This window comes from Nonomuraea sp. NPDC003560, from assembly GCF_042878785.1.
Classification (GTDB): domain Bacteria; phylum Actinomycetota; class Actinomycetes; order Streptosporangiales; family Streptosporangiaceae; genus Nonomuraea.
Genome location: NZ_JBIAOF010000003.1, coordinates 301,648 through 324,558 on the forward strand (window position 1 = coordinate 301,648; position 22,911 = coordinate 324,558).

Annotated in this window: 22 protein-coding genes; 1 reads left to right on the forward strand and 21 read right to left on the reverse strand. The window is 69.6% G+C overall.

Features of this window, described 5'->3' with window-relative positions; genetic code table 11:
• Positions 1 to 46: 46 nt before the first annotated feature.
• From atpD to rpmE, 17 genes are all read right to left on the reverse strand, one after another.
• The gene (atpD, locus tag ACFYUV_RS12340) at positions 47 to 1,495 is read right to left on the reverse strand and encodes a F0F1 ATP synthase subunit beta (RefSeq protein WP_358283443.1); all 1,449 of its coding nucleotides are present in this window, start codon (positions 1,493 to 1,495) and stop codon (positions 47 to 49) included.
• Position 1,496: 1 nt separating this feature from the next.
• The gene (locus tag ACFYUV_RS12345; protein ID WP_358283441.1) at positions 1,497 to 2,399 is read right to left on the reverse strand and encodes a F0F1 ATP synthase subunit gamma; all 903 of its coding nucleotides are present in this window, start codon (positions 2,397 to 2,399) and stop codon (positions 1,497 to 1,499) included.
• Between the two features lie 3 nt (positions 2,400 to 2,402).
• Positions 2,403 to 4,052 (reverse strand): F0F1 ATP synthase subunit alpha, encoded by a 1,650-nt coding sequence (atpA, locus tag ACFYUV_RS12350; RefSeq protein ID WP_387668008.1) that lies wholly within the window; start codon positions 4,050 to 4,052, stop codon positions 2,403 to 2,405.
• 40 nt (positions 4,053 to 4,092) lie between these two features.
• Positions 4,093 to 4,902, reverse strand: a complete 810-nt coding sequence (locus tag ACFYUV_RS12355) for a F0F1 ATP synthase subunit delta (RefSeq protein ID WP_364324810.1) — start codon at positions 4,900 to 4,902, stop codon at positions 4,093 to 4,095.
• Positions 4,902 to 5,453: a F0F1 ATP synthase subunit B gene (locus ACFYUV_RS12360; protein WP_352320415.1), complete on the reverse strand. Its 552-nt coding sequence runs from the start codon at positions 5,451 to 5,453 to the stop codon at positions 4,902 to 4,904. Before ACFYUV_RS12360 ends, ACFYUV_RS12355 begins: the two co-directional genes overlap by 1 nt.
• A 33-nt stretch (positions 5,454 to 5,486) precedes the next feature.
• On the reverse strand, positions 5,487 to 5,717 hold the full coding sequence (gene atpE / locus ACFYUV_RS12365; protein WP_132595523.1) for an ATP synthase F0 subunit C: 231 nt from the start codon (positions 5,715 to 5,717) through the stop codon (positions 5,487 to 5,489).
• Between the two features lie 69 nt (positions 5,718 to 5,786).
• Entirely contained in the window at positions 5,787 to 6,584 is a 798-nt protein-coding gene (gene atpB / locus ACFYUV_RS12370; RefSeq protein WP_358283435.1) for a F0F1 ATP synthase subunit A, read from the reverse strand.
• Between the two features lie 67 nt (positions 6,585 to 6,651).
• Positions 6,652 to 6,867: an AtpZ/AtpI family protein gene (locus ACFYUV_RS12375; protein WP_229824207.1), complete on the reverse strand. Its 216-nt coding sequence runs from the start codon at positions 6,865 to 6,867 to the stop codon at positions 6,652 to 6,654.
• A 65-nt stretch (positions 6,868 to 6,932) separates the two neighbouring features.
• Positions 6,933 to 7,355, reverse strand: a complete 423-nt coding sequence (locus tag ACFYUV_RS12380) for a hypothetical protein (protein ID WP_387668012.1) — start codon at positions 7,353 to 7,355, stop codon at positions 6,933 to 6,935.
• Positions 7,356 to 7,486: 131 nt separating this feature from the next.
• Positions 7,487 to 8,776 (reverse strand): MraY family glycosyltransferase, encoded by a 1,290-nt coding sequence (locus ACFYUV_RS12385; RefSeq protein ID WP_358283433.1) that lies wholly within the window; start codon positions 8,774 to 8,776, stop codon positions 7,487 to 7,489.
• A gap of 57 nt (positions 8,777 to 8,833) precedes the next feature.
• Positions 8,834 to 10,099 carry a serine hydroxymethyltransferase gene (gene glyA / locus ACFYUV_RS12390; protein WP_387668014.1) on the reverse strand — a complete coding sequence of 422 codons (1,266 nt, stop codon included), beginning with the start codon at positions 10,097 to 10,099 and terminating at the stop codon, positions 8,834 to 8,836.
• 337 nt (positions 10,100 to 10,436) lie between these two features.
• Positions 10,437 to 10,811, reverse strand: coding sequence for a hypothetical protein (locus ACFYUV_RS12395; protein WP_352349993.1), 375 nt, complete (start codon positions 10,809 to 10,811; stop codon positions 10,437 to 10,439).
• Positions 10,811 to 13,189 (reverse strand): hypothetical protein, encoded by a 2,379-nt coding sequence (locus ACFYUV_RS12400; RefSeq protein ID WP_387668017.1) that lies wholly within the window; start codon positions 13,187 to 13,189, stop codon positions 10,811 to 10,813. Before ACFYUV_RS12400 ends, ACFYUV_RS12395 begins: the two co-directional genes overlap by 1 nt.
• Positions 13,190 to 13,277: 88 nt before the next feature.
• Positions 13,278 to 13,925: an L-threonylcarbamoyladenylate synthase gene (locus ACFYUV_RS12405; protein ID WP_364324825.1), complete on the reverse strand. Its 648-nt coding sequence runs from the start codon at positions 13,923 to 13,925 to the stop codon at positions 13,278 to 13,280.
• Positions 13,926 to 13,935: 10 nt separating this feature from the next.
• Complete coding sequence (gene prmC, locus ACFYUV_RS12410; protein WP_352320399.1) at positions 13,936 to 14,790, reverse strand: peptide chain release factor N(5)-glutamine methyltransferase; 855 nt, start codon at positions 14,788 to 14,790, stop codon at positions 13,936 to 13,938.
• Positions 14,787 to 15,839, reverse strand: a complete 1,053-nt coding sequence (prfA, locus tag ACFYUV_RS12415) for a peptide chain release factor 1 (RefSeq protein WP_358283426.1) — start codon at positions 15,837 to 15,839, stop codon at positions 14,787 to 14,789. Before prfA ends, prmC begins: the two co-directional genes overlap by 4 nt.
• Before the next feature lie 85 nt (positions 15,840 to 15,924).
• Entirely contained in the window at positions 15,925 to 16,143 is a 219-nt protein-coding gene (rpmE, locus tag ACFYUV_RS12420; protein ID WP_352320396.1) for a 50S ribosomal protein L31, read from the reverse strand.
• Positions 16,144 to 16,363: 220 nt separating this feature from the next.
• Between rpmE and ACFYUV_RS12425 the strand changes: the two genes are divergently transcribed.
• On the forward strand, positions 16,364 to 17,443 hold the full coding sequence (locus ACFYUV_RS12425; RefSeq protein ID WP_387668021.1) for a hypothetical protein: 1,080 nt from the start codon (positions 16,364 to 16,366) through the stop codon (positions 17,441 to 17,443).
• Positions 17,444 to 17,483: 40 nt separating this feature from the next.
• On the opposite strand, the gene ACFYUV_RS12430 is transcribed toward ACFYUV_RS12425, so the two are convergent.
• The 4 genes from ACFYUV_RS12430 to thrB form a co-directional block, all read right to left on the reverse strand.
• Positions 17,484 to 18,119 carry a response regulator gene (locus ACFYUV_RS12430; RefSeq protein ID WP_387668024.1) on the reverse strand — a complete coding sequence of 212 codons (636 nt, stop codon included), beginning with the start codon at positions 18,117 to 18,119 and terminating at the stop codon, positions 17,484 to 17,486.
• A gap of 10 nt (positions 18,120 to 18,129) precedes the next feature.
• Positions 18,130 to 19,395, reverse strand: coding sequence for a sensor histidine kinase (locus tag ACFYUV_RS12435; protein ID WP_387668027.1), 1,266 nt, complete (start codon positions 19,393 to 19,395; stop codon positions 18,130 to 18,132).
• Positions 19,396 to 19,538: 143 nt separating this feature from the next.
• Positions 19,539 to 21,551, reverse strand: a complete 2,013-nt coding sequence (rho, locus tag ACFYUV_RS12440; protein WP_387668030.1) for a transcription termination factor Rho — start codon at positions 21,549 to 21,551, stop codon at positions 19,539 to 19,541.
• A gap of 454 nt (positions 21,552 to 22,005) precedes the next feature.
• Entirely contained in the window at positions 22,006 to 22,911 is a 906-nt protein-coding gene (thrB, locus tag ACFYUV_RS12445) for a homoserine kinase (protein WP_358283417.1), read from the reverse strand.

The window sequence follows — 22,911 nt, forward strand, 5'->3', positions numbered from 1 at the left end:
AGGTAGCGGCACGGGTTCTCCCACCCGTGCCGCTACCGTAGGGCGATCAGCGACGCTCGAGTTCCTTGGCCTTGGCCACGGCCTGGTCGATGCCGCCGACCATGAAGAACGCCTGCTCGGGCAGGTGGTCGTACTCGCCGGCGCACAGGCCCTTGAAGGAGGCGATCGTCTCGTCCAGCGGGACGTTCTCGCCCGGCTGGCCGGTGAACGCCTCGGCGGCGTACATCGGGTGCGACAGGAACCGCTCGATGCGACGGGCCCGCTGCACGGTGACCTTGTCCTCTTCGGACAGCTCGTCGATACCGAGGATCGCGATGATGTCCTGGAGCTCGCGGTACTTCTGCAGGATCCGCTTGGTCTCCTGGGCCACCCGGTAGTGCTCCTCGCCCACGACCTGCGGGTCGAGGATCCGGGAGGTGGAGTCGAGCGGGTCCACCGCGGGGTAGATGCCCTTCTCCGAGATCGGCCGGGACAGAACGGTCTGCGCGTCGAGGTGCGCGAACGCGTTGTGCGGGGCCGGGTCGGTGATGTCGTCGGCGGGCACGTAGATCGCCTGCATGGAGGTGATCGAGTGACCGCGCGTCGAGGTGATGCGCTCCTGGAGCACACCCATCTCGTCGGCCAGCGTCGGCTGGTAACCCACCGCGGACGGCATGCGGCCGAGGAGGGTGGAGACCTCCGAGCCCGCCTGCGTGAAGCGGAAGATGTTGTCGATGAACAGCAGCACGTCCTGCTTCTGCACGTCGCGGAAGTACTCCGCCATCGTCAGCGCGGACAGGGCCACCCGCAGACGGGTGCCCGGCGGCTCGTCCATCTGGCCGAAGACGAGGGCGGTGTCCTTGAGGACGTCCGCCTCCTCCATCTCCAGCCAGAGGTCGTTGCCCTCACGGGTGCGCTCGCCGACGCCGGCGAACACCGAGGTGCCACCGAAGTTGCGGGCGACACGGCGGATCATCTCCTGGATGAGAACCGTCTTGCCCACACCGGCGCCACCGAACAGGCCGATCTTGCCACCCTGCACGTACGGGGTGAGCAGGTCGATGACCTTGATACCCGTGACCAGCATCTCGGTACGGGACTCGAGCTGGTCGAAGGGCGGGGACGGCCGGTGGATGCCCCACTTCTCGGTGACCTGGAGCGACGCGGTCGGCACGTCGAGCGCCTCGCCGAGCGCGTTCCACACGTGACCCTTGACGACGTCGCCGACGGGCACCGAGATCGGGTGGCCGGAGTCGGTGACGGCCGTACCGCGGACCAGGCCGTCGGTGGGCTGCATGGAGATGGCGCGGACCAGGTTGTCACCCAGGTGCTGGGCGACCTCCATGGTCAGGGTCTTGGTCTCGCCGCCGAGGGTCACCTCGACGTTGAGCGCGTTGTAGATGTCGGGCATCGCCTCGACGGGGAACTCCACGTCGACGACGGGCCCCTTGACGCTGGCCACACGACCGGCACCGGCCGACGTGGGCTCAACAGTCTCAACAGCCTCTGCAGTCATTTCACTCTTTCCCCGCTGCGGCGTCAGCCAGCGCGTTGGCGCCACCGACGATCTCGCTGATTTCCTGGGTGATCTCGGCCTGGCGAGCCTGGTTCATCTGCATGGTGAACACGCGGATCAGCTCGTTGGCGTTGTCCGTGGCGGACTTCATGGCGCGGCGGCGCGCGGCCTCCTCCGAAGCAGCCGACTGCAGCAGCGCCGTGAAGATGCGGGACTCCACATAGCGCGGCAGCAGCGATTCGAGCACGTCGCCCGCGGTGGGCTCGAACTCGAAGTACGGCGGGATCGTCTCGCTGGCCGTCGCCTCGGTCTCCTCGACCTCCAGCGGCAGCACGCGCTTGACCACGACGTTCTGGGTCAGCATCGAGACGAACTCGGTCGAGACGATGTGGATCTCGTCGATCCCCGCCTCTTCCTTGAAGGAGTCGATCAGCGTCTGCGCGATCTCCTTGGCGTCGGCGTAGGCCGGCTTCCTGGAGAAGCCGACCCACTGGCCGCCCATCGTACGGTTGCGGAAGGTGTGCCAGGTGACACCCTTCCGGCCGGTGACGAACGGCACCACCGTCAGGCCGCGGCTCTCCAGCAGCCCGCGCAGGGCCTCGGCCTCGCGCAGGACGTTGGCGTTGAAGCCGCCACAGAACCCGCTGTCGCTGGTGACGATGAGGACGCCCGCCTTGGCGGGGTTCTCCTTCGCCACGGTCAACGGATGGTCGACGCTGGCCGCGTTGCTGACGACGCCGGTGACGGCGCGAGTGATCTCACGCTCGTACGGCAGCGCCGCCTGCATCCGCATCTGCGCCTTCACGATCCGCGAGGAGGCGATGAGCTCCTGGGCACGCGTGATCTTGGCGGTCGACTTGACCGACTTGATCCGCCGCCGCAGCAGCCTTAGCTGGGCACCCATGAGCTACTTCTCCGTCGCCGGACGGACGACCTTCTTGATCTTCTCCTGGCCGACCTCGCCGGCTTCGAGCGGCGCCACCGGCTCGTCCTTGACCAGGAGCTCGCCCGAGGAGGTGGTGAAGCCCTTCTTGAACTCCGTGACGGCGTCCTTGAGGCTGGTCACCGCGTCGTCCGACAGCTCGTTGGTCTCGCGGATGCTGTCGAAGATGCCCTTGTGGCTGCTCTGCAGGTAGTCGAGGAACTCCTGCTCGAAGCGGCGGATGTCCTCGACCGGAACCTCGTCGAGCTCACCCGTCGTGCCCGCCCACACCGACACGACCTGACGCTCCACGGGGAACGGCGAGTACTGCGGCTGGATGAGCAGCTCGGTCAGGCGCTGACCGCGCTCCAGCTGGGCGCGGGAGGCCGCGTCCAGGTCGGAGGCGAAGGCCGCGAAGGCCTCCAGGTCGCGGTACTGCGACAGCGACAGACGCAGCGTGCCGGCCACCTTGCGCATCGCCTTGATCTGCGCCGAGCCACCGACTCGGGAGACCGAGATACCGACGTTGATGGCGGGACGGATACCGGCGTTGAAGTAGTCGGTCTCCAGGAAGCACTGGCCGTCGGTGATGGAGATGACGTTGGTCGGGATGAACGCCGACACGTCGTTGCCCTTCGTCTCGATGATCGGAAGACCGGTCATCGAGCCGCCGCCCATGTCACTGGAGAGCTTGGCGCAGCGCTCCAGCAGGCGGGAGTGGAGGTAGAAGACGTCACCGGGGAACGCCTCGCGGCCCGGCGGGCGGCGAAGCAGCAGCGAGACGGCGCGGTAGGCGTCGGCCTGCTTGGTGAGGTCGTCGAAGATGATGAGGACGTGCTTGCCCTGGTACATCCAGTGCTGGCCGATGGCCGAACCGGTGTACGGGGAGATGTACTTGTAACCAGCCGGGTCGGAAGCCGGGGCGGCGACGATCGTGGTGTACTCCAGGGCGCCGGCCTCTTCGAGACGGGAACGCACCTGGGCGATCGTCGAGCCCTTCTGGCCGACCGCGACGTAGACGCAGCGCACCTGCTTCTCGGGGTCGCCCGAGAGCCAGTTGTCGCGCTGGTTGATGATCGTGTCCACGGCGACGGCCGTCTTGCCCGTGCCACGGTCACCGATGATCAGCTGGCGCTGGCCGCGGCCGATCGGCGTCATGGCGTCGATCGCCTTGATGCCGGTCTGCAGCGGCTGCTTCACCGGCTGCCGCTGGACGACCGAGGGGGCCTGCAGTTCGAGGGCGCGCAGGCCCTCGGCCTCGATCGCGCCCTTGCCGTCGAGGGGGTTGCCGAGCGGGTCGACCACGCGGCCGAGGAAGTTGTCGCCGACGGGCACGGACAGGACCTCGCCCGTCCGGCGGACCGTCTGGCCCTCCTCGATGTTGCTGAAGTCGCCCAGGACCACGACGCCGATCTCTCGGGGGTCGAGGTTCAGGGCCAGGCCGCGCGTGCCGTCCTCGAACTCGAGCAGCTCGTTCGCCATCGCCGAGGGAAGGCCGGAGACATGGGCAATGCCGTCGCCGGCGTCGACGACGGTCCCGATCTCCTCGCGCGCGGCGCCTTCCGGTTCGTACGCCTGGACGAAGCGCTCAAGCGCGTCCCGGATCTCGTCCGGCCGGATCGTAAGCTCCGCCATCTCTACTCTGTCTCCCTATTCATTCGGCGCTCACTGCGCCTCAGCCGGCCAACCGGCGGCGGACTTCTTCAATTCGTCCCACGATCGTGGTGTCGATCATCTCGTCGCCGATGCGGACCGAGAACCCACCGAGCACTCGCTTGTCCACCTCGACGTTCAGGTGCACGTCACGACCGTAGGAGGTGCGCAGCCAGTCGGCCAGTCGCTGCTTCTGCGCGTCGGACAGCTCGACCGCGCTGCGCACGACCGCCACCAGGCGCTGGCGCTGCTGGGCCACGAGCTGGCCGAACTCCTCCAAGCCCACTTCCAGGCTACGCCCTCGCGGGTGCACCGCCAGCTGCGTGATCAGGCGCTGGCTGGTGGGGGCCACCTTGCCACCGAGCAGGTCGCTCAGCAGCTGCCGCTTGCCCTCCGCGGGCGCGGCCGCGTCGGCGAGCGCGCGTCGGAGGTCGGGGTTGGCGGCGACGATACGGCCGAAGCGGAAGAGCTCGTCCTCGACGTCGTCGAGCCTGGACTGGCCCTCCGCCTCGGCGGCGGCGGCGACGACGCCGAGCCGTTCGAGCGAGTCGGCCAGGTCACCCGCGCGCGACCACCGGACCGAGACCGCGGCCTCGGTCGTGGCGAGGGCCGCCTCGGAGACCTTGCCGCCGAGCAGGGCACGGACGGTGCCCGCCTTCTGCTCGGCGGCCCTGGCCGGGTCGGACAGCGCGCGGCGCAGGCCGTGCTCGCGGTCGAGCAGATCCGCGACGGCGAACAACTCGTCGGAGAGCGCGCCGAGGTCGGCGCTGCCCGCGACCGCGTTGAAGCGCTCCTCGACCTCTGCCAACGAGGTCCTGCTCAGACCTCGCATTAGCGCACCGCCTGCGCGTTGCTGCTCTCAAGCTCGTCGAGGAACCTGTCCACGATCCGGCTCTGGCGGACCTCGTCCTCCAGGGACTCGCCGACGATGCGGCCGGCCAGCTCGGTGGACAGACGGCCGATCTCCGTGCGGAGCTGCGCGAACGCGGCGGCGCGGTCGGCCTCGATCTGGGCGTGCGCGGCCTCGACGAGACGACGGGCCTCGGCCTGCGCCTCCTCGCGGAGCTCCGCCTTGATCTGCGCGGCCTGCTCGCGAGCCTCTTCACGGAGCCGGCCGGCCTCGCGGCGGGCCTCCTCAAGCTGCTGCGCGTACTGCCGCTGGAGGTTCTGCGCCTCGGCCTGGGCCTCCTCAGCCCTCTTGATGCCACCCTCGATCGCGTCGGTCCGCTCGGCCAGAGTCTTCTGGATGCGCGGAACGAGAATCTTGCCGACGACGAGGAGGACGACGAGGAACGAGAAGATACCGACGACGAGCTCGAACGTGTGCGGAAGGAGCGGGTTCGCACCCTCCTCCTGCGCGAGGAGCGTAGCTGCCTTAATCATGGGTGCAGCCTTTCGTCAGGGATTCTTCTGGTCTTAGATGGCCTGGAAGATGAACGGCGCGACCAGACCGATCAGGGCGAGGGCCTCGGTGAGGACGAAGCCGAGGAGCATGTTCTGGCGGATCAGGCCGTAAGCCTCGGGCTGACGCGCGATGGCCTGCACGCCCTGACCGAAGATGATGCCGACGCCGATGCCGGGGCCGATGGCGGCGAGACCGTAACCGATGGCGGTGACGTTGCCGGAGACCTCAGCGAGAACGCTCATTGCTATTTCCTTTACTGGACGGCCGGTGAAGGGAGTCCCACCGGTCATGGATATTCCGGTATGTGGTTCTCAGTGATCCGGGTGCAGCGCGCCGCCGATGTACATCGCCGCCAGCATCGCGAACAGGAACGCCTGCAGGAACTGGATGAACATCTCGAACCCGGTCAGGATGATCGTCATGAGCACGCCCACCACGCCGACGGGTGCGCCCAGGGGCGTCAGCTTCTCGAACAGGAACCAGAAGCCGACCATGCTGAAGAACGCGAGCAGCATGTGACCGGCGAACATGTTCGCGAACAGTCGGACAGCGTGCGTGAACGGCGCGATGATCATGTTCGACAGGAACTCGATCGGCGCCAGAAGGAAGTAGATCGGCTTGGGCAGGCCGGGCGGGAACATCATGTTCTTGAAGTAACCGATGCCGCCCTGGTGCTTGACGCCCAGGTAGACCTTGATCGCGTAGATCGAGAGCGCGAGCACGGCCGGGAACGCGATGTGCGAGGCGACCGGGAACTGCGCGAGCGGGATCACGCCGAGGATGTTCCAGAACAGGACCAGGAAGAAGAGCGTGACCAGCAGGCCCATCCACCGATCGGCGTCCTTGCCGAGGAACGGCCGGGCGATCTGGTCGCGGACGAACATGTAGCCGTACTCGACGACGTTCTGGGTGCCCCTCGGCACGAGCTTCGGCTTGGCGAAGGCCACCCAGCACACGGCGATCACCACGAGCGCGCTGAGCATCGCCAGCAGCACCGGCTTGGTGAACCAGGTCACCCCGGGGATGATCGGCGTGAACGAATTGAACAGCTCATCGGGCGATGGCGCCCGGAAGTTGTCTTCGGGGGCGAGGACCGTCAGCGCAATCACGCGGCGTTCCCTTCAACGTCGTAGTGGATCACAAGGGTTTCCTCAGCGAGGCGATCGCTGCGTCGGGTTAGCGACCGAACTTCCGGTAGACCGCGTAGCCGCCGAGCACGACCCCAAGGACCACGCCTATGGGGAAGAACGCGGACATGTCGAGCCACCGGTCCAGCAACCACCCGAGACCGCCATAGACCGCCATCCCGGCGAGCAGATAGCTGGGGACTGACCACATGGCATCGGAGAAGTCGCGACCGTCGTGTTCCGGCCGGCGTTCCTGTGCGCTCATCGCGGCCCCGACGATAGCAGGCGAGTGGAGGACTAGTCATATCGGACCCCATCCCTTTACCTGCCTCATGAGTCGCCCTTTCCGGGGACCGAGGCATCGGGGTCGACGTAGAGCATCTTGGTCTTCATGAACGCGCGGACCTCGAATCCGGTCCAGACGAGCGTGCATCCGACCACGGACCACGCGAAGGCCTGGGTGTTCCAGGCGGTGGTCTCACGGAAGGCGGACAGCACCACCATGATGGCGACGACTTTGACGAGGTAGCTGACCATCGCCGCGATCGCCATCATCTGCGGGGAGACGCGTGCGGCATAGGAGACCGCTACCACGCTGATGCTGAAGAAAACCCCGACGAGCAAGGTGCCGAGGGCCGCGCCGAGCGCTCCCTTGCCGCCCGCCAGGAGGAACGCCACGATGACCGCGACCACCCCGACCGCGAAGGTCGGAACAGCGGCGCTCTTGAGTACGCGCACGTCGTTGGCCTGCATCGGTGCTCCATCAGCATGTTGTCAAGCGAGCGTTTGCTACCTCCAGAACATGTGCGTCTGGAGGTCCCTGCTCGTGAAAGATATCACAAGCTCACGGAAGACCGCTTTTACCTGCCGTTTCTAGTTCCCGATCACGGACGACTCGGAAATGCAGGAATGACCGGTTTGCCCTCGGCGCTCGCGCGTTCCTGCGCCGAAGGGCCGCCCTGCGGCGGCATCTGCCGCCTGACCTGGGTGTCCGGGCCGATCGGCGGCATCGGGCCGGTGGGCGGGCCGTCGTCGTCGGGCTGCTTGTCGCGCGTGGCGGCGTGCGCGCCGCCCCTCCCCCGCCACCGCGGCGCGGCCATCAGGACGAGCACCGCCAGCGCCAGCACGATGACCACCACGAACAGCAGCACCGGCACGCCCTCGCGGGACATCGCCACCAGGCCGAAGGCGAACAGGAACGCCCACGCGTACATGATCAGCACCGAGCGGCGGTGCGAGTGGCCGATGTCCAGCAGCCGGTGGTGCAGGTGACCCCGGTCGGGTGCGAACGGCGACATGCCATGGGACGTGCGCCGCACCACGGCGGTGATCAGATCGATCAGCGGCAGGACCAGCACCGCCGCCGGCAGCATCAGCGGCAGCAGCACCGGGACCTTGTTCATGTCCTCGATGGCGGCCGGGTCGAGCGGTGTCACCGTGACGATCGAGGAGGCGAGCACCAGCCCGATCAGCATCGCCCCGGTGTCGCCCATGAAGATCTTGGCCGGATGGAAGTTGTGCGGCAGGAAGCCCAGGCACGTGCCGATGAGGACGGCCGCGATGGCCGCCGTCGTGGTGATGTTCCCCACGCTCATGCTCTGGGCCAGCAGGATCGAGTACGCCCACGTGGCCATGGCGGCGATGCACACGATGCCGGCCGCGAGCCCGTCGAGGCCGTCGACGAAGTTCACGGCGTTGATGGTGACCACCACGATCATGATGGTGATGATCGTGCTCAGCGTGTAGTCGAGGCTGGTGGAGCCGCCCCAGTCCTTCGGCAGCGGGATGTAGAGCAGCCGCAGGTCGAAGTAGACCAGCACGCCCGCCGCCGCGATCTGCCCGCCGAGCTTGATGAAGGCGTCCATGCCCCACCAGTCGTCGAGGAAGCCGGTGAGCGTGATCAGGCCGCCGGCGACGATCAGCGCGGTGACGGCTTTGCCGTCGTACTCCGACAGCGCCGCGCCCGTGTGTTTCAGCTGGCTGGCGACCAGCAGGCCGACCACCAGGCCGCCGTACATGGCCAGGCCGCCGAGCCTCGGCGTCGGCGTGGTGTGCACGTCGCGCTCGCGAACCTCGGGCATGGCGCCGATGCGGATGGCGAAGCGGCGCACCAGCGGGACCAGCAGATACGTCACCGCTGCCGAGATGAGCGCCATGAACAGGTATTCGCGCACGGACCTAGTTTCCCGGATGCTCCGGCCAGCTGTGACCGGAAACCGACACAGACCAGCTTAATATTCGCTGAGATATGGCTGATGGATGGCGAGAAGCGCCGCCACTCTTTCCCTGACCTCGGGCGCTACGGCCGGGTCGCGCACGGACATCGACAGCAGACTTCCCACCTCTTCCATCTCCGGCGGGCCCATGCCCTGCGTGGTCACGCACGCCGTGCCCACCCGGATCCCGGAGGTGACGGCCGCCGGCTCCGGATCGTAGGGGATGACGTTGCGGTTGAGCGTGATGCCGGCGGCCGCGCAGCGCCGTTCGGCCTCGGCGCCCGAGACGCCCAGCTCACGCAGGTCGATCAGGGCCAGGTGGGTGTCGGTGCCGCCGGCGACCGGACGCATGCCCGCCCCGTCCAGCGCGCCGGCGAGCGTGCGGGCGTTGGCGAGGACGCGGCCCGCGTACTCGGCGAACTCCGGCCGCAGCGCCTCCCCGAACGCCACCGCCTTGGCCGCCACCGCGTGCATCAGCGGCCCGCCCTGCACGAACGGGAACACCGCCCGGTCGATCTTGCCGGCCAGCTCCTCCGTGCACAGGATCGCGCCGCCGCGCGGCCCGCGCAGCACCTTGTGCGTGGTCAGCGTCACGACGTCCGCGTACGGCACCGCCGACGGGATCACCCCGCCCGCCATCAGGCCGATCGGGTGCGCCACGTCGGCCAGCAACCACGCGCCCACCTCGTCGGCGATGCCGCGGAAGACCGAGAAGTCGATCAGCCTCGGGTACGCCGTCGCGCCGCACACGATCACCTTGGGCCGGCGTCGCAGCGCCAGGTCGCGCACCTCGTCGTAGTCGATGAGCTCGGTGTCGCGCCGCACGCCGTAGGAGGCGACGTCGAACCATCGTCCCGAGAAGTTCGCCTTCGAGCCGTGCGTGAGGTGGCCGCCGTGCGGGAGCGCCATGGCGAGCATGGTGTCGCCGGGCTGGAGCAGGGCGGCGTAGGCGGCCAGGTTGGCGCTCGCGCCGGAATGCGGCTGGACGTTGGCGTGCTCGGCCCCGAACAGCCTGCGCGCCCGCTCCACCGCCAGCCGTTCGGCCCGGTCGACGACCTCGCAGCCGCCGTAGTAGCGCCTGCCGGGGTAGCCCTCGGCGTACTTGTTGGTGAGGGTGGAGCCCAGAGCGGCCATGACCGCGGGGGAGGTGAAGTTCTCGCCGGCGATCAGCTGGAGGCCGGCGCGTTCGCGTTCGAGCTCGTCGAGCAGCACCTGCGCCAGCTCCGGATCCTGCCGCCGCAACCGCCCGAAGTCGGGCCCGTAGTACGGCTCCCCACCCATTTCTCCACTGTACGACCGTGTGTCCGTTTTGCCCAGATAGTCGCGCTGCGAGGACGGACGCTTGCGAGGGCATGGGTTCCGTGTCGGTCAGAGCCATGAGGGCGTTCACCTGCGAAGGCCAGAGGGCGGCGATCGCGGAGCTCCGAGAGCGCGAAGCGCACGGACCGCGAAGCTTTGGGACCGCGCAACTCAGGGACCGTGATGTTCCGCGACCGGGAAGCACCGAGACCACGGGAACGACCGAGACCACGGAGGCACCGGGGCCACGGAAGCACCGGAGCACGCAGCTCAAGGAGCGCGAAGCACCGGAACCGCGAAGCGCCGGGGAAGGCGGAGGTCAGGGGAAGGCGTGTGGTGCGCCGGTCTGGCTGGGGATCCACCTCGGGGTGTCGTCGGCCTGGTCGCTGATCGCGGTGAGCACGGCGTGACGGTAGAGAGCCAGCTTCGACCGCCATTCCCGGATGTCCTGCACATATCGATCGCCGACCGGCGCGTCCCACGTCTGCGGGCTCTTGGCCAGCGCGTACGCCTTGTCGAGGGCCGTGCTGAGCTTCTCCAGCATGGGCATGACGGTGTTCCAGGCGGTGACCAGACGTTCGTAGTCGGGGTTGAACTCGTAGGCCAGCGGCTGGTTGTCCAGCGGGCCCGCGGCGGTGACGGGCGGCATCTCGTCCCTGCTCCTGGGCCTGGGGGCGGGCGGGTCGACGTACATCACACGCTCCTTCCCGACGTCCCGGGATCGGCCTCACCCGATGGACCGTCCGGCCCGATGTCCCTGGGCGCCCAGTCGCCCTCGCCGTACTCACCGGGCGGAACCTCCACGGACGGCATGTCGAGCGGCTGAATGTCGCGGACGTCGTCGATCAAAGTCCTGATCGCCTCCGGCCCGGCCGCAGACACATCCACAGCCACAACCCCGTCCCCCTCACTCACCCACTTCCCACCGACACCCCCGCCGTCCAAGCCCTGCGCCCCACCATCACCATGACCCCCGACACCATGCCCCCCGCCGCCGTGCACAGCCGCGCCATGACGCCCTGTATCACCACCACCAGCCGATACGTCCCTTCCAGCCGATACGTCGCCTCCAGCAGAGACGTCCCCTCCAGCAGAGACGGCCGCCCCTCCCCCAGGCGCCGTAGGCGGAATCCGCACCCCAGCAGACCCATCACCCCGCCCCGCCGCTCCACCGTCCGCACCGGCCCGACCAGCGTCCGCCACGCCACCATCAGCACGCCCGGCATCAGCGGCCCCATCGCCGGTCCCTACATCGGCACGCCCGTTACCCGCGCCGCCATCGGCACGCCCACCATCGCCGTACCCGCCACCGACGTCACGACCACCGTTCACAGCACCGCCATCAGCACGCCCGGCATCAGCCGCACCACCACCGGTCCCCGCGCCGGCGCGCCCGCCGTCCGCGCGCCCATCGTCGGTGTTGCCGCCGGTGCCGCTGCCGGCGTCGCGGCTGCCGTTGGCGGTGTCCGCGTCGATGCGGGTGCCGTTCGTGGCCTTGTCGTCGGCGCAGGCGGTGCCGTCAGTGCGGCCGGTGTCCGTGGTGCCGCTGTCGGAGCGGCCGGTGTCGCTGTTCGCGCCGCTGCTGGAGCCGTCGGCCCGGCCTGTGCCGGTGTCCGTGTGGCCATTTGCGCCGTCGGCCCGGCCGGTGTCGCCGATGGGCTGGGTGCCGGTGCCTGTGGTGGCGTCGGGGCGGGTCGGGGTGGAGGAGGCGCCGTCGGCGTGGGTGCCGTGGGTGTTGCCCGCGTCCCCTGCGGTGCCCTGGTGGGCGCCTCTGTCCCCGGTGGGGCCGCCGTAGGCGTCTCCGGTGGTGCCGTTGTGGGTGGCCGTATCGCCTTGGGTGCCGTTGTGGGAGGTCGTGTCGCCTGCGGTGCCGAAGTGGGCGCCCGTGCCTTCTGACGTGCCATAGGGGTGACCGGCGGCCGTTGCGGCGCCGTAGGGGTGGCCGGTCGCGGTTGCGGTGCCGTACGGGTGGCCGGTGGCGGTTGTGGTGCCGGGGTGGTGGCCGGTGGTGGTCGTCGAGGGGTCGGTGCCGCCCTCTCCTGTCGGCACCGACAGCCCTTCGCCTCCGCCCGCCGTCGCCGCACCGCCGTCGGCGGGCACGGTCGGCATGTCGGCGGGCTGCACGTTGTCGACGTTCTTGAGCAGGGATTCCAGTTGTTCGGCCGTGGGCGGGTCGATGGGCACCTGGAGGACCTTCACGCCGTCGACCACCACGACCTGGGGCTTGTGCGGGTCGTCCGGCTGGTCCTTCGCGGGGACGTTGGTCGTGCCGGTGTCGGCCTCCGCTCCCCGGTCACGTCTGCTGTCCTGGTCGGGGGCCTTGGGGTCGTCGGCGGCCGGGGTGTCGCCGGTGCTGCCGTCGCTGCGGCCGTCTGTGCGGTCGCCGGTCCGCTCACCGGTCCGGTCGTCGGTCCTGGTGTCGTTTCCGCTGGTCCCGGTGTCCTTGTCGGCGCCGTCGCACGCCTTCCCGTCGCCGTCGGCCTTGGCACCGTCGTCGCCGGTCTTGCTGTCGGGGTCCTTGGGCGTCGGCGGGTCCGTCGGCTTGGGGTCGTGGTCCCTCGACGCGGGCGGGTCCGTCGGCTTGGGGTCGTGGTCCCTCGACGCAGGCGGGTCCGTGGGCTTGGGGTCGGGGGTTTTCGGGGGTGGGTCGGTGGGTTTCGGGTCGTGGTCCTTCGGGGTGGGTGGGTGCGTGGGCTTCAGGTCGGCGGGGTGGGCGGGGTCGGTGTGCTTGGGCGGGACGTCGGCGCGGGGGTTGCCGTACTTGTCGTCGCGACTGCCCGGCGACTCCTTGGGCTCGTCGGCCGTGCCGCCGCCGCCCGTCTTCGACGTGTCGCCCAGCTTGCCGTCGGCGCGCTTCTCCAGGACGGCCAGCCGCGCGTTGACGTCCTTGACCATGTGATCGGCGGAGTCGGCCACCTGGACCGGACGGTGGGTGCTCCGCGCGGACAGCCCGGCACGGCTCAGCACCGCCCTGACCTGGTCCTCGGCCGTGCGCAGCGCCGAGGACGCGTGCTTGACCTCGGTCAGCAGGTCACGGACCAGCTGCGGATCCATGCCGTCGAACTTGCCCATGGGCCACTCCCGGACGTGTCGCCGTTCCGGGACTCACGGTAATCGCGGCCGTGGCGTCGCCGCAGCCGGGATGCAAAGACGGTATACGTCAGTCGTCGGTGGCGACGTAGCCGATGATGCCGCGCAGCTTCTCGACGGGGATCGCGCCGCGGCGCAACATCCGGGGCACCGCCGTGGTGAGGTCGAGGATGGTCGAGGGCGTGTTGTCGGTGGTCTTGCCGCCGTCGAGGTAGACCGCGACCGAGTCGCCGAGCTGCTCCTCGGCCTCCTCCGCCGTCGTCGCCGCGGGAGCGCCGGAGCGGTTGGCGCTGGAGACGGCCATCGGGCCGGTCTCCTTGAGCAGGTCGAGGGCGACCGGGTGGAGCGGCATGCGGACGGCGACCGTGCCCTTGGTGTCGCCCAGGTCCCAGGAAAGGGCCCTGTTGGCCCTGCAGACCAGCGTGAGCGGCCCGGGCCAGAAGGCGTCGATGAGATCCTGCCCGTAGGGCCCGAGGTCGTCCACGAGCGCTGTGGCGGCTCTGACGGTGCCCACGAGCACGGGCGGCGGCATGTCGCGGCCGCGGCCCTTGGCGTCGAGCAGCGCGGTGACGGCCGGCGGCATGAACGCGTCGGCGCCGATGCCGTAGACGGTGTCGGTCGGCAGCACCACCAGCTCGCCGCGGCGCACGGCGGTGGCGGCCTCGATCAGGCCCTCGGCGCGCTGGTCGAGGTCGGAGCAGTCAAAGCGTCTTCCCACGGCGTGCATCCTAGTCCTGGCCGAGTCTGGCCGTGACGAAGCGGTCCCTTCGGGTGAGGTCCTGGCGCAGGCGGACGTCGCGCCAGCCGTTGTCCTCCGGGAAGGTCAGATAGACGGCCCTGCCCTGCTCGTCGGCGTGTTCGACGGCCACCCAGCCGCCGGGACGCAGCAGGCGGCGGGCGGTGCGTTCGACCGCGCGCACCTCGCCGAGGCCGTCGTCGCCGGAGCCGTAGAGGGCCCGGGAGGGGTCGTAGTCGCGGACCTCGGGGTCGCGCGGGATGGCGCCGGGCGGGATGTACGGCGGGTTGGAGATCACCAGGTCGACCTTGCCGTTGAGCTCGGGAAGGGCTTCGGCGAGGTCTTCCGGGTGCAGGTGCGTACGCCCCTGGCCCAGCTCGGAGATGTTGCGCTTGGCCCAGGTGTAGGCCGCGGGGTCGACCTCGACGGCGTGCACCTCGGCGAGCGCGACCTCCTGGGCGATCGACAGCGCGATGGCCCCCGAGCCGGTGCCGAGGTCGACGACGAGGGGCGCCGTCACGTCCATGGCGCGCAGGGTCTCGATCGCCCACCCGGCCATGACCTCGGTCTCCGGCCGCGGCACGAACACGCCGGGGCCGACCGCGAGCTCCAGGTAGCGGAAGTAGGCGTGGCCGGTGATGTGCTGCAGCGGCTCACGCGCCTCGCGCCGGGCGATGCCCTCCCAGAACAGCGCGTCGAAGTCGGAGTCCTTGACCGTGTGGAGCTCGCTCCTGCGCACGCCGTGGACGAACGCCGCGATCTCCTCCGCGTCGGTGCGCGGCGAAGGCACACCTGCCTCGGCGAGCCGGGCGGTGGCCAGAGCGATCTCGTCCAGCAGAAATGTCATGAGTGTTGTGCGAGCTTCTCCGCCATCTCGGCGTCGATGAGTGCCTGGGTGACGGCGTTGAGCTCGCCGTCGAGAACCTGGTCGAGGTTATACGCCTTGAAGCCTACGCGGTGGTCGGAAATCCGGTTCTCGGGAAAGTTGTACGTGCGGATGCGCTCGGAACGGTCGACCGTGCGGACCTGCGACTTGCGCTCGGCCTGCGCCGCGGCGTCGGCCTGCTCCTGGGCCACGGCCAGCAGGCGGGCACGCAGGATGCGCATCGCCGACTCCTTGTTCTGGAGCTGGCTCTTCTCGTTCTGGCAGGAGACGACCACGCCCGTGGGCAGGTGGGTGATGCGCACGGCCGAGTCGGTCGTGTTGACGCTCTGGCCACCGGGACCGCTGGAGCGGTAGACGTCGATGCGCAGGTCGTTGGGGTCGATCTGGACGTCGACCTCCTCCGCCTCCGGGTAGACCAGCACGCCCGCGGCGCTGGTGTGGATGCGGCCCTGGGACTCGGTGACGGGCACCCGCTGCACGCGGTGGACGCCGCCCTCGAACTTGAGCCTGGACCACACGCCCTCGTCGCCCTTGGCCTTGATGCCGACCGTGACGTCTTTGTAGCCGCCGAGGTCGGAGGGCTGGGTGTCGATGATCTCGGTCTTCCAGCCGAGGCGCTCGGCGTAGCGCAGGTACATCCGCAGCAGGTCGCCGGCGAACAGGGCGGACTCCTCGCCGCCCTCGCCCGCCTTGATCTCCATGATGATGTCTTTGTCATCGTTGGGGTCGCGCGGGATGAGCAGGTGCTTGAGCTTCTCCTCAAGCTGCGGGATGCGCTCCTCGATCTCGGCCGCCTCGGCCGCGAACCCCTCGTCCTCGCCGGCCAGTTCCTTGGCCGCCGTCAGGTCCTCGCGGGCCGTGTCGAGCTCCCGGTAGGTGCTGACGATCGGGGTGAGCTGGCTGTAGCGCCGGCCGAGTGTGCGGGCCTTGTTCTGGTCGGCGTGCACGGCGGGGTCGGCAAGCTGCAGCTCCAGCTCGGAATACTCCTTGAGCAACTCGTCGAGGTTCACCGTGGGTCCTTCAGTGGTTTGAATGCCGTTTCACCAACAACGCCGACCCGGCGCACGTGGTGCGGCCGGGTCGGCGTCGGTGAAGCTACTTGCCCGTGGCCTTCTTGCCGAAGCGCTTCTCGAAGCGAGCCACCCGGCCGCCGGTGTCGAGGATCTTCTGCTTGCCCGTGTAGAACGGGTGGCAGGCCGAGCACACGTCGGCGTGGATGACGCCGTTCTTGGCGGTGCTGCGGGTCGTGAACGTGTTGCCGCAGGAGCAGGAGACCTGCGTCACGTGGTAATCGGGGTGGATGTCGGGCTTCATGGCTGTCCTTTCGGGCTGCGGCCGCCGGGTCGCCTTCACGCATGGCGTGAACCGGAACCGCAAAATGGTCAGCTACCAGTGTGCCAGATCGTGCAACCTGCCCAGGCCATGGGGCATTCCCGCGATCTTCATGACGCGGCCGCACGCGCCACACTAGGCTCCCTCGCACAAACCATCACTTTTCCCACAAATGGGACTTAGCCAAAGGATCACCCAACTGATGAAGAGAAGGGTGCGGCTGCTCCTCGCGGCCGCCACGGGGGCCGCCGTTCTCCTCGGAGGCGCCGGTCTCTCGGCCACCGGCGCGTCGGCCTCGGCGTACGCGCTGGCGGACGACTTCACGGGCGACGCGTCGGCGAGCGCGTACGTCCCGCTGGAGAAGGACGTCGACGCCACCGTCACGCTCAAGCTCAAGAACCCGGACACCGTCACCGGCGTGACCGGGTCCATCGAGCCGCCCGGCAAGTCGGCCAAGACGGTGTCGTTCGACTTCACGCCGAGCACCTCCACCTCCACCTCCACCCCGACCGCCACCCCGTCGCCGGCTCCCGACAAGACGATCACCGGCAAGTGGACGATCACCAAGGACGACCCGGCGGGCGACTGGAAGCTCACCGTCAACGTCGCCCGCGCGGGCGGGGGAAGCAGCCCGAGCACCTTCACCGTCAAGGTCTCCGGCAAGCAGGGCATCTCCGGCGCGAACGTCACCCCCGACCCCGTCCAGCTCGTCAAGGGCAGGGACACCAAGGTCACGGTCGAGGCGACGGTGAAGGACGCGGGCACGGTCTCGGCCAAGCTCGTCAGCGACACCACCAGCGAGTACTACGACCTCGGTGAGCTGGCCAAGGAGTCGGACAGCTACTACCGCGGCGTCACGTACTTCACCGACGACACCACCGAGGGCGCCTGGACGCTGGAGGTGTACGCCACCCGCAGCGGCCAGACGCTCAAGGGCGAGGCGTCGTTCTCGGTCGTCGCCCCCACCGGCGGCGCGTCCAAGAAGGCCAAGACCAGGGTGACGATCTCGGCCCCGAACAAGGTCGCCAAGGGCCGCGCGTTCAAGGTCTACGGCAAGGTCTACCGCGGCGCCAAGGCGTACAAGAACAAGATCGTCGAGGTGTACTTCAAGGCCAAGGGCACCAAGACGTACAAGTTCATGGGGTACGCCAAGGCCACCTCGACCGGCAAGTACAGCAAGACCTTCAAGGGCAAGAAGGACGGCTACTTCCAGGTCAAGGTGCCCGGCACGAGCAAAACGCGCACCTCCCTGTCGCCGCAGGAGTTCGTGGACGTGAGGTAGCGGGTACGGCCCGCATCCCCAACCCCGGGTGCAGGCCGTATCAGCGACCCAGATACGTCAGGACGGCGAGAACCCGCCGATGGTCCTCGGGCGCGGGCCCGAGGGCCAGCTTGGTGAAGATGCCGGACACGTGTTTCTCCACCGCCCCTTCGGTGACGACCAGCCTGGAGGCGATCGCGGTGTTGGAGCGGCCCTCGGCCATCAGGGCCAGGACCTCGCGCTCCCGGGGGGAGAGCAGGTCGAGCGGGGCGCCCCTGCGCCTGCGGCTGAGCAGTTGCACGACGACCTCCGGATCGATCACCGTGCCGCCCGCCGCCACCTCGCGCACCGCCTCCATGAACTCGGCCACGTCGGCCACCCGCTCCTTCAGCAGGTAGCCGACGGCCTTGCCGATCAGCTCGCCCGCGTAGCGCTCCTCGACGTACTGGGACAGGACCAGGATCGGGAAGTCGGGCCTGGCCTCGCGGACCCTCAGTGCCGCCTTCAGCCCCTCGTCGGTGTGGGTGGGCGGCATGCGCACGTCGACGATCGCCAGGTCGGGCTCATGTTCCTGGACGGCGGCCACCAGCGCGGGCCCGTCGGAGACCGCCGCCACGGTCTCGAAACCGCCGTCGGCGAGCAACCGCGCCAGCCCCTCGCGCAACAGTACGGAATCCTCGGCGATGACCACGCGCATGTGCACATGACTACCATTCGCAGGGCAGCTCCGCACGCACGATCGTCGGCCCCCCGACGGGGCTGTGCAGCACGAGCACGCCGTCGATGGTCGCCGCCCGGTCGGCCAGGCCCGACAGCCCGCCGTCCGGCGTGACGACGGCGCCGCCGATGCCGTTGTCCCACACGTCCACGACCACGCCGCGGTCGCCGCCGAACACCGCCACCGACGCCTCCGTCGCGCCCGAGTGCTTGGCGAGGTTGGCCAGGGCCTCGGCGACGATGAAGTACGCGATGCTCTCCACCGCGGCGGGCGGCCGTTCGGCCAGTTCGACGGAGACGTCCACGTGCACCGGGGCCCGCGCGGCCAGCCCCGACAGCGCCGCGTCGAGCCCGCGGTCGGTGAGGATGGCCGGGTGGATGCCGCGGGCCAGGTCGCGCAGCTCGGCGATGGCCGCCTTGGTGCCCGCGTGGGCCTGGACGATCAGCGCCTTGGCCTCCTCCGGCTCGGTGTCGAACTTGGCCTGAGCCCGTCCGAGGTCCACCGCCACCGACAGCAGCCGCTGCTGCGCGCCGTCGTGCAGGTCGCGCTCGATCCTGCGGCGTTCGGCCTCGGCGGCGTCGATCCCCCTGGCCCGGCTGGCCCGCAGCCGCTCCTCCTCGCTGCCGCCGAGCAGCACCGTGGCCAGGGTGCCGTGCAGCCAGGCCATGCCCCGTACGAGATAGGCCGTCACGACGAGCAGCACCACGCCGGCCGCGCCCGCGACCAGCACGCCCGCCCAGTCGTCGATGATCAGGCCGGTGCGCCCGTCGCTCAGGACGTACAGGACGCGGGCCAGGGGCGCGAGGAGCAGCACCGCCGTCGCCGTCCACAGCGCCAGCGACAACGCGGACTCCACCAGGCCCAGCGGGAGGAGCATGAGGAGGTAGCCGAGGTCCTGCCAGGTGGCCTTGTCGCCCAGCAGCCAGGTGAGGTGCGAAAGCAGCCCGCCCTCGGGCCTGCTCCGGTACGGGTCGGCGATCCGCACCCCGAACGCCGCCCCCATCAGCCGCCGCTCCAGCATCGCCCCGCCGCGCCACATCAGCACGGTCGCCATCGTCAGCGGCAGCCCCACCCAGACGATCACCAGCGGCACCGCCACCGTCGTCGCCAGGGTCACCACGACGAACCAGACCATCCCGAACAACGCGCTGACCAGCAGGTACGGAGCCGCCCGCCAGGTCATCGGGTCGACCAGCACCCCTAACGGCCCCTTCGGCCCGAACCGCACCCTGTCCTTCAGCCTCACCGATCGCATGCCCCCAGCCTGCCCGGCGCCGCGGACGGGGTGAATGGAGCAGACGTCCGATCCACAGGTGGGGTTAACCCCACCCTCGGCGCCTCGGCACGCGAAAGGGGCGGCGGGAGAACCTCCCCGCCGCCCCTTCAGGCGCGTGGCCGCTAGTCGCGGTCGTTGCTCACCGTGGTCTTCTGCACCTGCAGAAGGAACTCGGCGTTGGACTTGGTCTCCTTCATCTTCTCCAGGAGAAGCTCCAGAGCCTGCTGCATGTCCAGGGCGTGCAGCACCCGGCGGAGCTTCCAGACGATCTGCAGCTCCTCCTTGGCCATGAGGATCTCTTCCTTACGCGTGCCGGACGCGTCGACGTCGACCGCGGGGAAGATGCGCTTGTCGGCCAGGGAGCGGTTGAGCTTGAGCTCCATGTTGCCGGTGCCCTTGAACTCCTCGAAGATGACCTCGTCCATCTTGGACCCGGTCTCGACCAGGGCCGTGGCGAGGATCGTCAGCGAGCCGCCGTTCTCGATGTTGCGCGCGGCGCCGAAGAAGCGCTTCGGCGGGTAGAGCGCCGTGGAGTCGACACCACCCGACAGGATACGACCGGAGGCCGGGGCCGCCAGATTGTAGGCGCGGCCGAGTCGCGTGATCGAGTCGAGCAGGACGACCACGTCGTGGCCCAGCTCCACCAGGCGCTTGGCGCGCTCGATGGCCAGCTCGGCGACCGTGGTGTGGTCTTCGGCCGGACGGTCGAAGGTCGAGTGGATGACCTCGCCCTTGACCGACCGCTGCATGTCGGTGACCTCTTCGGGACGCTCGTCCACGAGCACGACCATCAGGTGGCACTCGGGGTTGTTGCGGGTGATCGCGTTGGCGATCGCCTGCAGCACCATCGTCTTGCCGGCCTTCGGCGGCGAGACGATCAGACCACGCTGGCCCTTGCCGATCGGCGAGACCAGGTCGATGATCCGCGTGGTGAGGATGTTGTGCTCGGTCTCCAGGCGCAGGCGCTCCTGCGGGTAGAGCGGCGTCAGCTTGTTGAAGTCGGGCCGGTTGCGGGCCTGCTCCGGGTCCATGCCGTTGACGGTGTCGAGGCGGACCAGGGCGTTGAACTTCTCGCGGCGCTCGCCGTCGCGCGGCTGGCGCACCGCGCCGGTGATGACGTCGCCCTTGCGCAGGCCGTTGCGGCGGATCTGGGCCAGCGAGACGTAGACGTCGTTGCTGCCCGGCAGGTAGCCGCTGGTCCTGACGAACGCGTAGTTGTCGAGGATGTCGAGGATGCCGGCGATCGGGATGAGCACGTCGTCGTCGCCGATGACGGGCTCGGTGCTGTCGAAGCGGTCACGGCCACGGCCGCGGTTGCGCTCCCTGAAGCGGCCCCTGCGGCCACGCCCGCGGTCGTCGTCGTCGCCGCCGCGCTGGTCGCCGCGCTGGTCGCCGCCACGCTGGTCACCGCGCTGGTCACCGCGCTGGTCACTGCGCTGCTCGCCGCGCTGCTCGCCGCGCTGGTCGCCCCTGCCGCCGGCGTCCGTGGCGCGCTGGTCGCCGCGGCTGCTCTCTGCACGGCCGCCCTCACCGCGGTCGGCACGGTCGCCACGCTCGCCGCGGTCGCTGCGCTCACCGCGCTCGCCACGGTCGCTGCGCTCGCCACGCTCACGGCGCTCGCCGCGGCTGCGCCGCTCGCGACGGCTCTCGCGCTCGCCCCGCGTGTCGGCCTGACCGGCGTCCACGACCTGGGCCTGCTGCTCGACGGCCGGCTCGGCCGGCGCGGCCACGGGCTCGGGGGCCGCGGCCACCGGCTCGGCGGCCTGCGGTGCGGCCTCGTCGGCGGGCTTGGTGCGGGAACGTTCCCTGCGCGTACGGGTGGGCCGCTCGGCCACGGGAGGCGCGGCCTCCGTCAGGACGGGCGCCGCCTCAACCGCGGCTGCCGCCGGAGCGCCGTCTCCGGAGGCGCCACCCTGCTTCTCCTGGATGGCCGCGATGAGCTGGCTCTTCCGCATGCGCCCGGTGCCGCTGATGCCCAGCTCAGCGGCCATCTTCTGCAGCTCGGGCAGCACCTTGGCGGACAGGCCGGTGCCGGAGCGACGCGCACGAGGCTTGGCCGCGGCGCGGGTGGGGGTGTCGCCGGACGCGGGCTGAGAGCCTGGTGCGTCGGAGAGGAGTTCGGTGGTGTCGCTCAACTAAAAGGTCCTTCCCAGGGGTCGGGCGCCGGTTTTGTTCTGCCGGGCGTCCCGGAGGTGCTTGCGACCCGGCGGGACAGACCGGGTCGGGGTGCACGTTGCGATCTTCGGCTGTCGCGGACGGCCGCCACTCTTGGGGAGGGGTTCGTCCAGGCCGCCACAGGACCGTGGCGCGTGGCTGACACCCCCCAGATTGCTGTCGCCAACCAGATGTCGATGTGCGTCGAACGCGCAGGTCCCCGTCGTCGCCGCCTCACGTTGGGCCAACCGGGTGTGGGCCAACCGGAGGCAACGGATTCCGGGGAGACAGCCGCGCTGCTCACGCCTCGCGACGTGAAGCATGATGCAGCGATGTATGGCTGACAAGCACGCACCCACCAAGGGGGCATCTGGTGCGGCTATCAGCCTAACATCACCAGCGCACACGGCTATTCCCTGAAGGTCTAAAGAGGCATCAGCGTGTCTCGGGGAACTGAACGTTCGCACCAACCGGGTCGACGTCCATTTGCTGGATGTGCCAGTCATTACCCACTTCTGGCGCGATCAAATCCTGCGTATCCGGTGACGAAAACGCAAGAACCGTGGGACCCGCCCCCGAAACGACCGCGGGCACGCCGACTGCACGCAGACGTTCTACCAGACGCGCGCTCTCCGGCATGGCAGGCGCGCGATAGGGCTGGTGGAGACGGTCTTCGGTGGCGGCGAGCAGCAGCTCTGGTTCCGGCCGCGAGGTCAGCGCGGCGATCAGCAACGCGGCCCTGCCGGCGTTGAAGGAGGCGTCCTTGTGGGGCACGTCCTTCGGCAACAACCCCCGAGCGGTCTCCGTGGCCAGCCGCGTCGTGGGAACGACGACGACCGGACGGACCCTCTCGTCGGGGGCCAGCTTCACCATACGCGCTGCTCCCGCGTGGTCGGTCCAGGCCACCGTCAGGCCCCCGGCCAGGCACGGAGCGACGTTGTCGGGGTGGCCCTCCATCTCGGTGGCCAGCGCGAAGACCTCGTCGTCGGACAGGCCGCCGTCGCTCAGCGCGCGGGCGGCCAGGATGCCGGCGCAGACGGCGGCCGAGGACGAGCCCAGGCCGCGAGCGTGCGGGATGCGGTTGACGCAGCGCAGGGCGATGCCCGCGGGCTGCGGCGCCCCCATGCGGGCGTACGCCTCGCGCATCGCCCGGACGACGAGGTGTCCCTCGCCGAGGTCGACCTCGCCCGCGCCTTCGCCCTCCACGCTCACGCGCACGCCGGGCTCGGCGGTGAGCGTGGCCTCCACGTCGTCGTAGAGGGTGAGCGCCAGGCCGAGCGCGTCGAAGCCCGGCCCCAGGTTGGCCGACGTGGCCGGCACGCGGATTCGCACCGTCGTCAT